Genomic DNA, 13,059 nt, shown 5'->3' with positions numbered 1-13,059 from the left:
GCCCGGCTTTCCATCACCCCGGCCGAGTCGAGAGCCATCGAGTAGACCATGGGGAAACTTCACCTGGGCCTGGCCATGTGGGCCAATGGCGACTGGCGGGGCTCGCTGCTGGCCCCCCATGGCGGCAATGCCGGCATGCTGGCGGAATATGCCGCGGTCTTCGATGCCGTGGAGGGCAATACCACCTTCTATAGTGGTGCCCCGCGGCCCGAGACGGTGGCGGCCTGGGCGCAACAGGCGCCCTGCCACTTTCGCTTCTGCTTCAAGCTGCCCGCCGAGCTGACCCATCGCCGGCGTCTGGTGGGTATCGAGGCGGAGCTCGCGGCCTTTATCGAGGCCTTGGCGCCCCTGGGTGATCGCCTGGGACCGCTGATGATCCAGCTGCCCAGGGACTTCGGTGGCCAGGAGCTGCCGCGGTTGGCGGCCCTGCTCGAGGCCTGGCCGGCGGATCTGCCGGCGGCGGTGGAGGGGCGGCATCCCGACTTTTTCCACAAGGGGGAGGCCGAGCGGGACTTCAACCGCCTGTTGATAAGTCATGGGGTGGAGCGGGTGATGCTGGATGTTCGCCCGCTCTTCGCCACGCCCGCCGGCGAGGATCCCGGCCTGCTCAAGGCCCAGGGCGAAAAGCCGAGAGTCCCGCTACATGTGATCTCCACGGCATCCTCGCCCCTGGTGCGCTTTATCGGTCACTTCGACCCGGCGATCAATCGGCAGCACTTCGCCCCCTGGGCGGAGCGCCTGGCCTTGTGGATAAAACAGGGGAAAACCCCTTTCCTCTTTGTGCATACCCCGGATAACCGGGAGGCGCCGGCCCTGGCCCGCGACCTCTACGCCGAGGTGGCCCGTCGCGTCCCCTTGCCGTCACTGGCGGCCTTTCCCGGCGAGCAGCAAGTCAGTCTTTTCTAATCTATCGAACCGGGCCGCGGTTGGGGCAGGTGATACAAGCGAGCCTGGCCATCGAGCGTATGATCGGATAGTTTTATCGTCCTGAGCGCTGTTTATCCAAAGATCTTTCCGGGTTTTGCGTGAATCCTGCGTGGATTCGGTAAGGTTTCGGCGCTTGGCACCCTTCCGCCTGGGCACCGACCAGGGGCCATGGCGGCAGGGGGCGTGACTTGGCGGTGATCCTGCCTGGATCCTGTCATGCCCTTGGAGCGCCGTGTGACCCATGGCGCCCTGGACGTGGCAACAATAAGCACAAGCCGTTATCGCATCCGACCGATCGATAACGACACGCACAATCAGGGTGAATCATGTCCAACAAGCTACATGCGCAATGGTCCTCGCGACTGGCCTTTATCCTGGCCGCCACCGGCTCCGCCGTCGGCCTGGGCAATATCTGGAAGTTTCCTTATATGGTGGGCGAAAGCGGCGGCGCCGCCTTCGTTCTGGTGTATCTGTTATGTATCGCCCTGATTGGCCTGCCGATCCTGGTGGCCGAATGGCTGGTGGGGCGGCGTGGCCAGGAGAACCCGGCGAATGCCATGGCCGATGTGGCCGAGCGGGCGGGACGCCCCCGAATCTGGTGGCTGGTGGGCGCCAGCGGCATCATCGGTGCCTTCCTGATCCTCTCCTTCTACAGCGTGATCGGCGGCTGGTCGCTCTACTACACCCTGGGCTCGGTGACTGGCGCCTTCAGTGGCCAGGATGCGGACGGCATCGGCGAGCTGTTCGGTAATATGCTGGCCAGCCCCGGCCTGCTGCTGGCCGGTCACTCGGTCTTTATGCTGCTGGTGATCGGTATCGTGGCACGCGGGGTCAGCAAGGGGCTGGAGGGCGCGGTACGCACCCTGATGCCGGCGCTGGCGCTGCTGCTGCTGGTACTGGTGGGCTACGGCATGACCACCGGCCACTTCGGCCAGGCGGTGAGCTATCTGTTCAATCCGGACTGGAGCGCCCTGAGCGGGGATACCGTGCTGGCGGCCCTGGGCCACGCCTTCTTCACCCTGTCGCTGGGCATGGGCATCATGATGGCCTATGGCTCTTACCTGGGCGAAGAGGTGAACCTGCTCAAGACGGCGCGTACCGTGGTGATCCTGGATACGGTGATCGCCCTGGCGGCGGGCCTGGCGATCTTCCCGATCGTCTTCTCCAACGGTCTCGATCTCGATTCCGGTCCCGGCCTGATCTTCGTCACCCTGCCGCTGGCCTTCGGCAATATGGGCGGTGGCCTGATCCTCGGCCTGATGTTCTTCCTGCTGCTGACCTTCGCCGCCCTGACCTCGGCCATCTCGCTGCTGGAGCCGGTGGTGGAGTTCGTGGAGGAGCGCACCCCGCTGACCCGGGGCATGTCCACCCTGGTGGCCGGCGTCGGCGCCTGGGCGCTGGGTATCGCCGCCCTGCTGTCGTTCAATGTGTGGAGTGACCCGGTGCTGTTCGGCCTGGGCGTCTTCGACCTGCTCGACAAGCTGACCAGCAAGTTCATGCTGCCGCTGACCGGCCTGGGGGCCATCATCTTCGTGGGCTGGTTCCTGGAGCGTCGCGGCGTCGAGCAGGAGCTGGGCCTGAGCGGTGGCATGGCCAGCCTCTGGCACCTGGTGTCGCGTTATGTGGCACCGATCGGCGTGATCGTGGTGTTCATCGCTAGCCTCTAGGCTCGCGACGGGACGCTGTCGCCGTTCTCCCCGGTAGCCCCGCCTCGGCGGGGCTACCGCGTTCTTGTCTATTGGAGGGCGTCGTCGAGGTCGCTGATCTCCTTCTCGAGACGCTTGAATTCGCCATGCAGCTCGATGCCGCGACGGGCTCGCAGATGGCGCACGGCGGCGCTCTTCTGGCGTTGCTGGTGTTCGTCGTTCTCCATGCTCATGAAGATATCGAGGAGCTCGTTACGAAGCGTGGATAGCCGTTCCATATCGCGCATGAGTCGGTTCTCCTGCAGAGGACGCAAGCAACAAAAGTGTCGACACTGCTTCTCTTACTATAACCTACTTGACAATTTGATGACCCAGGCCGGCCGTTGATGTCAAGCGCCGCCATCCCGGTGCTGACAGCGCGGCCTCGAGCTGGGCATACTGAAGGCGCGCCCGTCGGGCCCCGAGACGATAACGAAAGAACGAGGAGCGAAACGTGAGCCGCGCCCTATTCGATGAACTCAGAGGTCGCATGGAGCACTTTCGTCGCTCCGAGCAGAAAGTGGCCCGCTTTGTGCTGCGCAATCCCGAGGAAGTGATTCATATGCGCATCGTCGACCTGGCGACCGAGGCCAAGGTCAGCGAACCCACTGTGGTGCGCTTCTGCCGCGCCCTGGGCTGCAACGGCTTCCAGGACTTCAAGCTCAAGCTGGCCCAGATGCTGGCCACCGGCAGTCAGTTCGCCCAGTTCTCCATGAACGACAGCGACAGCGTCGCCGAATTTTCCCATAACATCTTCGACTCCACCGTGGGCACCCTGCTCTCGGTGCGCGACCGCCTGGATATCGAGGCCCTCAACCAGGCCATCAATGCCCTGGCCATGGCCAACCGGGTGGAGTTCTACGGTTTCGGTGCCTCGGGGGCGGTGGCCTTCGATGCCCAGCACAAGTTCTTCCGCCTGCAGATCTCCACCTCGGCCTACACCGACCCGCATATGCAGAACATGTCGGCGGTGACCCTGGGCAAGGGCGACGTGGTGGTGGCCATCTCCCAGACCGGCCGCACCCGTGCCCTGGTGGCCAGCGTGCGCCTGGCCCGCGAGGCCGGCGCCACCGTGATCGGCCTGTGCCCCAGTGGCTCGCCGCTGGCCGAGGAGGTGAGCCTGCCGCTCTATATCGATGTCCACGAGGACACCGAGATCTATACCCCCATGAGCTCGCGGATCGCCCACCTGGTGCTGGTCGACGTGCTGGCGGTGGGGGTGGCCAAGACCCGTGGCCCCCGGCTCGCCGAACAGCTCAAGTCGGTGAAGAAGAGCCTGGTGCCGCTGCGCTATCCGGAAGACGACGAAGCGGGGGCCTGAAGCCGCGAGTGGCCAGCTTCCATCCGGGGCTTATGCTAAGCTGGTCGCCCATTTTTCGACCAGCAAGTGCCTGCCCCTATGGACGACGTCACGGCGATTCTCGACCACCTCAACCCCGCCCAGCGCGAGGCCGTCAGCGCCCCCCAGGGCAATATGCTGGTGCTGGCCGGGGCCGGTTCCGGCAAGACCCGGGTGCTGGTGCATCGCATCGCCTGGCTGCTGCAGACCGAGGGGCTCTCCCCCTATGCCATCCTGGCGGTGACCTTCACCAACAAGGCGGCCCGGGAGATGCGTACCCGCCTGGAGGCCCTGCTGGGCCTGTCGCTGCGCCATATGTGGGTGGGTACCTTCCACTCCATCGCCCACCGCCTGCTGCGTACCCACTGGCAGGACGCCCGCCTGCCCCAGCACTTCCAGATCATCGACGGCGATGATCAGTTGCGCCTGATCAAGCGCCTGCTCAAGGATCACCGGATCGACGACGAGCGCTTCCCGCCCCGCCAGGTGCAGTACTTTATCTCCGGGTGCAAGGAGGAGGGGTTGCGGCCCCATCAGGTGGATGCCCATGGCGACGCCTACATGAGCCAGATGGTGGAGCTCTACGAACGCTATCAGCTGACCTGCGAGCGGGGCGGCCTGGTGGACTTCGGCGAGCTGCTGCTGCGCAGCCTGGAGCTGTTGCGCGATACCCCGGCGCTGCTGGCCCACTATCAGGCGCGCTTCGCCCATGTGCTGGTGGACGAGTTCCAGGACACCAATACCCTGCAGTACGCCTGGCTCAAGCTGCTCAGCGGCCAGCGCACGCCGATGACGGTGGTGGGCGACGACGACCAGTCGATCTACGGCTGGCGCGGCGCTCGGGTCGAGAATATCCGCCGCTTCGAGACCGAGTTCACCGACACCAGGACGGTGCGCCTGGAGCAGAACTATCGCTCCACCAGCGCCATCCTGGATGCCGCCAATGCGCTGATCAGCAACAACAGCGGGCGCATGGGCAAGGAGCTGTGGACCGACGGCGCCGAGGGCGAGCCGATCTCCGTCTATGCCGGCTTCAATGACCTGGACGAGGCGCGTTTCATCGTCGACACCATCAAGGAGAAGGTGGACGAGGGCATCAATCGCCGCGATATCGCCATCCTCTACCGCTCCAATGCCCAGTCCCGGGTGCTGGAGGAGGCGTTGATTCGCCAGGGCATGCCTTACCGCATCTACGGCGGCCACCGCTTCTACGAGCGCCTGGAGATCAAGAACGCCCTGGCCTATCTGCGCTTGCTGCTCAACCGCGATGACGACGCCTCCCTCGAGCGAGTCATCAATGTGCCCGCAAGGGGCATCGGCACCCGTACCGTGGAGGTGATCCGCGAGCGGGCCCGGGAGGCCACTATCTCCCTGTGGCAGGCGCTTCACGACTGCCTGGCGCAGGGTCGGCTCAAGGGGCGTGCCGCCAAGGCGGTGGAGGCCTTCGCCGAGCTGGTCGAGCGCCTCGATCACGACACCGCGGCGCTGATGCTCCACGAGATCGTCGATCATGTGGTGAGCCAGTCGGGGCTGCTGGAGCATCACCGCAACGAGAAGGGCGAGAAGGGCCAGGCCCGGGTCGAGAACCTGGAGGAGCTGGTCACCGCCGCCCGCGCCTTTACCCAGGCCACGCCCCTGGCCGAGGTGGAGGTGGGCGAGGGCGCCGCGGCCCTGGAGCCCTTCCTGGCCGAGGCGGCCCTGGATGCCGGCGACCACGAGGCGGACGAGTTCGAGGATTGCGTCCAGTTGATGACCCTGCACTCCGCCAAGGGGCTGGAGTTTCCGGTGGTCTTCGTCGCCGGGGTCGAGGAGGGGCTCTTCCCCCACAAGATGTCCCTCGAGGAGCCGGGGCGCCTGGAGGAGGAGCGGCGCCTCTGCTACGTGGGCCTGACCCGGGCCATGCACAAGCTCTACCTCACCTATGCGGAGCTGCGCCGCCTGCACGGCAAGGAGACCTTCCAGCGCCCCTCCCGTTTCCTGCGCGAGCTGCCCGAGGCGCTACTGGAGGAGGTGCGCCTGCGCGGCCAGATCTCGCGGCCGGTCACCGCCGGCCGGCCGCTGCCCGCGGCGGCTCGCCAGGAGGGCGTCAACGGCGGCGATACGCTGCCCAGCCTCTCCCTGGGGCAAAGGGTCAGCCATCCGTTGTTCGGCGAGGGGGTGATCATCAACGCCGAGGGCGAGGGGCAACGGGCCCGGGTGCAGGTGAGCTTCGAGGGCGAGGGCGACAAGTGGCTGGTGCTGGGCTTCGCCAAGCTGACCCCGCTATAAATGCCACTTGACGCTCACGTCAATGGCGTTGGCGGTGGAACTTGCCGAATATATGCGCGCTAAGCATACTGCGTGACGGACACTTTTCCGCCGGGCGAGCCCCGCGGCGGAAAAACAATAACGCTCAATGGAGTCATGCCCGTCATGCAACGACGTCAATTCCTCGGCGCCCTGGGCGCCGGCGCCGCGGGAGCCGTGGCCGCCCCCTTCGTCTCCACCGCCAGCGCCCAGGAGACCATCACCTGGCGCATGGTCACCTCCTGGCCGAAGAATTTCCCGGCCCTGGGTACCGGTGCCAACGACTTCGCCCAGCGCATCGAGACGCTCTCCGGGGGCCGCATGCGGGTCGAGGTCTATGGGGCCGGCGAGCTGGTCCCGGCCCTGGAGGTCTTCGATGCGGTGGCCGCCGGCACCGCCGAGATGGGCCACTCCGCCGCCTACTACTGGCGGGGCAAGGTCGCCGCTTCCCAGTTCTTCACCGCCGTGCCCTTCGGCATGAATACCACCGAGACCAATGCCTGGCTCTACCATGGCGGCGGCCAGGAGCTGTGGGACGAGATCTACGCCCAGCACAACCTCAAGCCCTTCGCGGTGGGCAATACCGGCACCCAGATGGCCGGCTGGTTCAAGCGGGAGATCAACTCCCTGGAGGACATGCGCGGCCTGCGTATCCGCCTGCCGGGACTGGCCGGCGAGGCCATGAACGGCATCGGCGCCACCGCCGTCAATATGCCGGGCTCGGAGATCTTCACGTCCATGCAGACCGGGGTGCTGGACGCCGCCGACTGGGTGGGCCCCTATAACGACATGGCCTTCGGCCTCTATCAGGTGGCCGATTACTACTACACCTCGGTGTGGAACGAGCCCAGCGCGGTGCTCGAGGGCACCATCAACCTGGATGCCTGGAACGCCCTGCCCGACGACCTCAAGGCGGTGGTGGTGGAGGCGGCCCGCTCCGCCAACCTGGCGATGATCGACGAGTTCACCTTCCGCAATGCCCAGGCCCTGCAGACCCTGGTGGACGAGCATGGGGTGCAGCTGCGTACCTTCCCGGACGAGGTGATGGCGGCGCTCCACGAGTCGTCCCGTGACGTACTGGCACGGCAGGCGGAGTCCGACCCCGAGTCGGCGCGGGTCTACGAGTCCTATCAGGCCTTCCAGCGCCTGGTGCGGGGCTTTACCGACGTGGGGGAGTTCGCCTACCTGAAGAGCCGCGACGCGGTAACGTCCTGAACCAGCGGTGGCGCCAGGGGGATGCCACCATTAGAGCCACTGGGCGCCCTGCGGGCGCCCAGTGGCGTCTCAGGCCTCGGGGACGGCGCGAATCCGCCCGTTCTCGTCCAGGGCCACCATCACGAAACGCGCCTCGGTGACCTTGTGCAGCTCGTCCGGGTCGCGCTCCTGGGGCGGGCGGCTCCAGACCTCCACGTCGATCTTGAGGGAGCTGCGGCCGATCTCCCGCACCTCGGTGAAGATATTGACCACCGAACCGATCCGTACCGGGCACAGGAAATCCATGGCCTCGATGGCCACGGTGGCGGTGCGGCCATGGGCCACCCGGCCGGCGGCCAGCTCGGCGGCCTGATCCATATGACTGACCAGCCAGCCACCGGGAATATCGCCATAGAGGTTGGTATCCTGGCGCGAGGCCAGCAGCTTGAGAGTCAACTGCCCCTGGGGGGCGGGGATATCATCGAGATCGGTCATGGGGCGGGCATCGCTACAATTGTTGTTCGAGAGTGACGAAACAGGCATCTTAAACGCCTGTCCGCCCCTTAACCACCATCCGTGACAGGGCGTCGCGGCGTTCAGGAACCTTGCCATGCCACTCCCTCGACGACGGCTTCGCCACCTGCCATGGATCGCCCTGCTGCTGATCGGCTGGATCGCCGGGCCGCTGCAGGCCGCCCCGCCCATCGCCGGTACCCTCCACTCCATCGGCTCCGAGACCCTGGCCAGCCTGATGCTGCGCTGGGGCGAGACCCTGGAGGCGCGACACCCCGGGGTGCGTCTGCAACTGCAGGCCAGCGGCTCCTCGACGGCGCCGCCGGCACTGGTATCGGGCGGCACCCGCCTGGGGCCCATGTCGCGGCCCATGTCCGAGTCGGAGCGCGCGGCCTTCGAGGCGGCCCACGGCTATCCGCCCCTGGCCGTGCCGGTGGCCCTGGATGCCCTGGCGTTCTTCGTGCACCGGGACAACCCCGTCGCGGCCCTGAGCCTGGCGCAACTGGATGCCATCTTCTCCGATACCCGGCGCTGCGGGGCCGCCGCCCCCCTGGAGCGCTGGGACGCGCTGCGCCCGACCCTGTCGGGTGATATCAGTCGCTATGGCCGTAACAGCGCCTCCGGCAGCCATGGGGTGGTGCGCCGCCTGGCCCTGTGCGGCGGCGACTTCCGCCTCGACGTGGGAGAACTCATGGGATCGGCGGCGGTGGTGGCGGCGGTCGGCAGCGATCCCCGGGGCATCGGCTATGCCGGCCTGGGTTACCTGAGGGCGGGGGTGCGGGCCCTGGGCCTGGTGCCCCAAGCCCCAAGCCCCAAGCCCATGGGGACGTCCCGCTCTCTCCTGCGACAGCGACAGGGATGCCCAGAGACGAAAAAACCGGCAGCCTGGGGCTGCCGGTTCCATGGGACTCTTCTGGTCATGGCACTGGTGCGTGCCTGGGGTCAACTGCCGACCAGGGCTTGGGCATAGCCGGTGGCGACGACGCCAATGCCAAAGGCCAGTACCAGTGCCATGACCAGATCGGGCTTGCGCTTCATACCTACTCCATGGATTCGATGGTCGTTGAGTGCTGCAAATTGTTATCGGTCACCCCTGCGGGCGACAGCCACGACTATAGGCCCATGGGAGCCGGATAACAACCGGGCAAAGCGTCAAAAAATGTAAGGAAACGCTGTTCTTTCAAGGCCTGAGGGGTGAGTTAGCGCTCACCCCTCGAGCCTTCGGCATCGAAGCTTCGCCCGCCCGGGCGATTACGCCATAAAGAGGCGGTAGGCGGGGTTCTCCGACTCCTTCCAGTAGCGGTAACCGATGGCGTCGAAATACTCCTCCACATGGGTGCGATCGCCGTTGGGCACCTGCATGCCCACCAGCACCCGACCATAGGCGGCGCCATGGTTACGGTAGTGGAACAGGGAGATGTTCCAGTCGTGGGGCAGGTGGGTCAGAAAGTTCACCAGGGCGCCGGGGCGCTCGGGGAATTCGAAGCGATAGACCTCTTCCTCGAAGTGCTCCCTGGGCCGCCCACCGCCCAGGTGGCGAATATGCAGCTTGGCCAGCTCGTTGTCGGTGAGATCCTCCACCGGGTAGCCCGCCTCGCGCAGCCTGTCGATCACCGCCTGACGATCCTCGCCGCCGGGCTTGACCTGCACACCGACGAAGATATGCGCCTGCTCCGGGTCCGCATAGCGGTAGCTGAACTCGGTGACCATGCGCTTGCCGATGGTCTTGCAGAACTTCTTGAAGCTGCCGGGCTTCTCGGGGATGGTCACGGCGAGGATCGCCTCGCGCTGCTCGCCCAGTTCGGTGCGCTCGGCGATATGCTGCAGGCGATCGAAATTGGTGTTGGCCCCGGAGTTGATGCACAGCAGGGTCTCGCCCTCTGCACCGGTCTGCTGGATATACTTCTTGAGGCCGGCCAGCGACAGGGCCCCGGAGGTCTCGGAGACGGCCCGGGTATCCTCGAAGATGTCCTTGACCGCGGCGCACATCTCGTCGGCGTTGACGGTGATCACCTCGTCCACCAGGTCGCGGACGATGGAGAAGGGCACCTCGCCGATCTCGGCCACGGCGACCCCCTCGGCGAAGACGCCCACCTGGTCCAGCACCACCCGCTCGCCGGCCTCCAGGGCCGCCTTGAGGCAGGCGCTGTCCTCGGACTCCACGCCGATGATCTTGATCTCGGGACGCAGGTACTTCACATAGGCCGCCACGCCGGCGATCAGGCCGCCGCCGCCCACCGGCACGAAGATGGCGTCCAGCGGGCCGCTGTGCTGATGGAGGATCTCCATGCCGATGGTGCCCTGACCGGCCACCACGTCGATATCATCGAAGGGAGGAATATAGGTGTAGCCGTGCTCCTCGATCAGCGCCTGGGCATGCTCGGCGGCGGCGGCGAAGGCATCGCCCTTGAGCACCACCTTGGCGCCCCGGGCGCGCACCGCGGCCACCTTGATCTCCGGGGTGATCCGCGGCATCACGATCACCGCCTTGACCCCCATCAGCCGGGCGGCCAGGGCCAGGCCCTGGGCATGGTTGCCCGCCGAGGCGGCGATCACGCCCTTGGCCTTCTGCTCGTCGCTGAGCCGGGCCATCTTGTTGTAGGCGCCGCGAATCTTGAAGGAGTAGACCGGCTGCAGGTCCTCCCGCTTGATCAGGATCTGGTTGTTGAGCCGCCGCGAGAGGAAGGATGCCGGAGAGATCGGCGTTTCCCGGGCCGCCTCGTAGACCCGGGCCTGGAGAATCTTCTTGACTGTATCTTCGAGCATCCTGATATCCCAAGACGCGCGGCCTGATTGCCGCACGGAGTGAAGCGAGAGAGGAAAAGGGACTATTGGTAGCAGACCCTTGGGCACCGCGTCCAGCCCGAGCCATAACGCCATGGCCATTACCGTGGGATAACCAAGGGGCGCCGGGGACGGGTCGGAGCAACACGCCTTTATCATGGACGCTGAAGTCGAGCGCCCAGGGAGGGGGGCACCACGTCTTTGCGAAGGCCTGTCGCCAGGATAGCCCCGGAGCCCCTGACCGTAGATGGAGGATAACCGCGATAGCTCTGCATCCAAAGCCGGGGCCCACTGCCCTATAATGGGCTCCACACTCATCCAGCCCCCATGGACCCGCTCCCATGACCCAAGACGAACTCAAGGCCGCCGTGGCCACCGCCGCCATCGACGAGATCCGCCCCCACCTGCACCGCGATACCGTGCTGGGTATCGGCACCGGCTCCACCGCCAACCTCTTTATCGATCAACTGGCCCGGCTACGCGACGACTTCGCCGGTGCCGTGGCCAGCTCCGAGGCCAGCGCCGAGCGACTGAAAGGGCATGGCATCGAGGTCTTCGAGCTCAATTCGACCGGCGGCGTGCCCTTCTATATCGACGGCGCCGACGAAGTGAACGCTCACCTTCATATGATCAAGGGGGGCGGCGCGGCCCTGACCCGGGAGAAGATCGTCGCCGCCTGCGCCGAGAGGTTCATCTGCATCGCCGACGCCTCCAAGCGGGTCACCACCCTGGGCGAGTTCCCGCTGCCCGTGGAGGTGATTCCCATGGCCCGCTCCTATGTGGCCCGGGAACTGGTCAAGCTGGGCGCCGACCCGGTCTATCGGGAGGGGGTGATCACCGATAACGGCAACCAGATCATCGACTGCTACGACTTCATGATCGAGGACCCGCTGGCCATGGAGGCCCGCCTCAATGCCATCGTCGGGGTGGTCACCAATGGTCTCTTCGCGGCCCGCGGCGCGGATGTGCTATTGCTCGGCACCGAGACCGGCGTGGAGCGGCATACCCCGGCCTGATTTCCCCGAGAGCAAGCGCCTACTGACTCTGGAAGGGCGGCTTTGATAACCCTTCCAGGGTCCGCGCCAGGGCGCCACGGTTGGCGGCCACCACGCGACGCCCCGCTTCGCCGAGGCGCTGACGCCTCGGTTCGTCGGCGAAGAGCGCCGTCAATCGCTCGGCCAGGGCCGGGCCATCCGCCACTTCCTCCAGGGCCTCGGCCTCGCGCAGCACCTCGGCGACCTCCTCGAAGTTGGCCAGGGCCGGGCCGCTCAGCACCGGCACCCCCAGGGCCGCCGGCTCCAGCAGGTTGTGACCGCCCACCGGCACCAGGCTGCCCCCCACGAAGGCCAGGTCTCCCGCCCCGTAGAGGGTCATCAGCTCGCCCAGGGTATCGCCCAGGTAGACCGCCGTCTGGCCATCCACCGCCGCCTCCCGGGAGCGCCTGGCGGTCGGCAGGCCCCGACGCTCGCAGAGCTCGGCCACGGCGTCGAAGCGCTGGGGATGGCGGGGCACCAGGATCAGCAGCGCCTGGGGATAGTGCTCGCGCAGCCGGGCATGGGCGTCCAGCAGCTGCTCGTCCTCCCCCTCATGGGTGGAGCCGGCCACCCAGACCGGGCGCTCGCCCAGCCGGGTACGTAAGCGCCGACTCGCCTCGCGTTGGGCCTCATCCGGACGGATATCGAACTTCAGGGAGCCGACGATGCGGGTTCGCTCGGCGACCATGCCGAGGGCCCGGAAGCGCTCGGCGTCCGCCGCCGACTTGGCGGCCAGCCAGTCGACGCTACCCAGGGCCTCATGCATCAAGGGGCGCAGGCGCCGATAGCCGTGGAAGGCCCGGGGGGAGAGGCGACCATTGAGTACCGCCACCGGCACCCCGCGGCGACGACAGGTAGCCAGGAGGTTGGGCCACAGCTCGGTCTCGAAGAACAGGGCCCGTGACGGGCGCAGCCGCGACACGAAACGCCGCGCCGCGCCGGGAAAGTCCAGGGGCAGGAAGACGTGACTCACCCGGCCCCGTCCCGCCACGGTGAGTTCCTCGGCCAGGGCCAGGGCGCGCTGGGCCCCGGTGGCGGTCATGGTGGTGATCACCAGGCGCTCGCCGGGGCGGGCCAGGGCCTCGATCAGCGGGCGGGCGGCGACCACCTCGCCCAGGGAGGCGCAGTGCAGCCAGGTGACCCGCTCGCCGGGAGGCGACGGGGGAATCCACCCCAGGCGCTGGCGACGCGGGTGAGTGGGCAGTGACTCACGCCAGACTCGGCGCCAGATCAGCGGCGCCAGGCCATAGAGGGCCGCCGAATAGAGCCAGCGTGGCCAGCCCATCAGCGCTTCCCG

Annotated in this window: 11 protein-coding genes; 7 read left to right on the top strand and 4 right to left on the bottom strand. The window is 66.8% G+C overall.

The genetic code is table 11. The annotated features are described in order from the left end of the window. Positions 1-48: 48 nt before the first annotated feature. A complete protein-coding gene (locus NFU04_RS11375) occupies positions 49-906 on the top strand; it encodes a DUF72 domain-containing protein (protein ID WP_251309552.1) in 858 nt (285 codons plus the stop codon). Positions 907-1,253: 347 nt separating this feature from the next. Then, the gene (locus tag NFU04_RS11370; RefSeq protein ID WP_251309551.1) at positions 1,254-2,594 is read left to right on the top strand and encodes a sodium-dependent transporter; all 1,341 of its coding nucleotides are present in this window, start codon (positions 1,254-1,256) and stop codon (positions 2,592-2,594) included. 68 nt (positions 2,595-2,662) lie between these two features. Here NFU04_RS11370 and NFU04_RS11365 read toward each other — a convergent pair whose 3' ends face one another. Beyond that, positions 2,663-2,860, bottom strand: coding sequence for a PA3496 family putative envelope integrity protein (locus tag NFU04_RS11365; protein ID WP_146802459.1), 198 nt, complete (start codon positions 2,858-2,860; stop codon positions 2,663-2,665). Between the two features lie 206 nt (positions 2,861-3,066). On the opposite strand from NFU04_RS11365, the gene hexR reads away from it, so the two are divergent. The 3 genes from hexR (at position 3,067) to NFU04_RS11350 (ending at position 7,452) form a co-directional block, all read left to right on the top strand. Next, positions 3,067-3,933: a transcriptional regulator HexR gene (hexR, locus tag NFU04_RS11360; RefSeq protein WP_251309550.1), complete on the top strand. Its 867-nt coding sequence runs from the start codon at positions 3,067-3,069 to the stop codon at positions 3,931-3,933. A gap of 78 nt (positions 3,934-4,011) precedes the next feature. After that, positions 4,012-6,219 (top strand): DNA helicase II, encoded by a 2,208-nt coding sequence (gene uvrD / locus NFU04_RS11355; protein ID WP_251309549.1) that lies wholly within the window; start codon positions 4,012-4,014, stop codon positions 6,217-6,219. A gap of 144 nt (positions 6,220-6,363) precedes the next feature. Further along, positions 6,364-7,452, top strand: coding sequence for a TRAP transporter substrate-binding protein (locus NFU04_RS11350; protein WP_251309548.1), 1,089 nt, complete (start codon positions 6,364-6,366; stop codon positions 7,450-7,452). A gap of 69 nt (positions 7,453-7,521) precedes the next feature. Here the strand turns inward: NFU04_RS11350 and NFU04_RS11345 are convergent, their stop codons facing one another. Continuing rightward, on the bottom strand, positions 7,522-7,926 hold the full coding sequence (locus NFU04_RS11345; protein ID WP_251309547.1) for an acyl-CoA thioesterase: 405 nt from the start codon (positions 7,924-7,926) through the stop codon (positions 7,522-7,524). A gap of 115 nt (positions 7,927-8,041) precedes the next feature. Between NFU04_RS11345 and NFU04_RS11340 the strand changes: the two genes are divergently transcribed. Next, complete coding sequence (locus tag NFU04_RS11340) at positions 8,042-8,914, top strand: substrate-binding domain-containing protein (RefSeq protein WP_251309546.1); 873 nt, start codon at positions 8,042-8,044, stop codon at positions 8,912-8,914. Between the two features lie 281 nt (positions 8,915-9,195). On the opposite strand, the gene ilvA is transcribed toward NFU04_RS11340, so the two are convergent. Continuing rightward, positions 9,196-10,824, bottom strand: coding sequence for a threonine ammonia-lyase, biosynthetic (ilvA, locus tag NFU04_RS11335; RefSeq protein ID WP_285835146.1), 1,629 nt, complete (start codon positions 10,822-10,824; stop codon positions 9,196-9,198). A gap of 245 nt (positions 10,825-11,069) precedes the next feature. Here ilvA and rpiA point away from each other — a divergent pair, with 245 nt between their 5' ends. Continuing rightward, positions 11,070-11,744 (top strand): ribose-5-phosphate isomerase RpiA, encoded by a 675-nt coding sequence (gene rpiA, locus NFU04_RS11330; protein WP_251309544.1) that lies wholly within the window; start codon positions 11,070-11,072, stop codon positions 11,742-11,744. A gap of 19 nt (positions 11,745-11,763) precedes the next feature. On the opposite strand, the gene waaA is transcribed toward rpiA, so the two are convergent. Further along, positions 11,764-13,047, bottom strand: a complete 1,284-nt coding sequence (gene waaA, locus NFU04_RS11325; protein ID WP_251309543.1) for a lipid IV(A) 3-deoxy-D-manno-octulosonic acid transferase — start codon at positions 13,045-13,047, stop codon at positions 11,764-11,766. Positions 13,048-13,059: the final 12 nt, after the last annotated feature.

Source organism: Halomonas sp. NCCP-2165 (genome assembly GCF_023708045.1).
Taxonomy (GTDB): Bacteria; Pseudomonadota; Gammaproteobacteria; order Pseudomonadales; family Halomonadaceae; genus Bisbaumannia; species Bisbaumannia pacifica.
Note: the sequence above shows the minus strand (reverse complement) of the source record. Positions and strands in the feature narration are given on the sequence as shown.

Excerpts from the sequence above, each read along its gene's own strand:
- NFU04_RS11370 (WP_251309551.1), top strand. The coding sequence starts at position 1,254 with ATGTCCAACAAGCTACATGCGCAATGGTCCTCGCGACTGGCCTTTATC.
- NFU04_RS11345 (WP_251309547.1), bottom strand. The coding sequence starts at position 7,926 with ATGACCGATCTCGATGATATCCCCGCCCCCCAGGGGCAGTTGACTCTC.
- waaA (WP_251309543.1), bottom strand. The coding sequence starts at position 13,047 with ATGGGCTGGCCACGCTGGCTCTATTCGGCGGCCCTCTATGGCCTGGCG.
- ilvA (WP_285835146.1), bottom strand. The coding sequence starts at position 10,824 with ATGGCGTTATGGCTCGGGCTGGACGCGGTGCCCAAGGGTCTGCTACCA.
- rpiA (WP_251309544.1), top strand. The coding sequence starts at position 11,070 with ATGACCCAAGACGAACTCAAGGCCGCCGTGGCCACCGCCGCCATCGAC.
- uvrD (WP_251309549.1), top strand. The coding sequence starts at position 4,012 with ATGGACGACGTCACGGCGATTCTCGACCACCTCAACCCCGCCCAGCGC.
- NFU04_RS11350 (WP_251309548.1), top strand. The coding sequence starts at position 6,364 with ATGCAACGACGTCAATTCCTCGGCGCCCTGGGCGCCGGCGCCGCGGGA.
- NFU04_RS11340 (WP_251309546.1), top strand. The coding sequence starts at position 8,042 with ATGCCACTCCCTCGACGACGGCTTCGCCACCTGCCATGGATCGCCCTG.
- NFU04_RS11375 (WP_251309552.1), top strand. The coding sequence starts at position 49 with ATGGGGAAACTTCACCTGGGCCTGGCCATGTGGGCCAATGGCGACTGG.
- NFU04_RS11365 (WP_146802459.1), bottom strand. The coding sequence starts at position 2,860 with ATGCGCGATATGGAACGGCTATCCACGCTTCGTAACGAGCTCCTCGAT.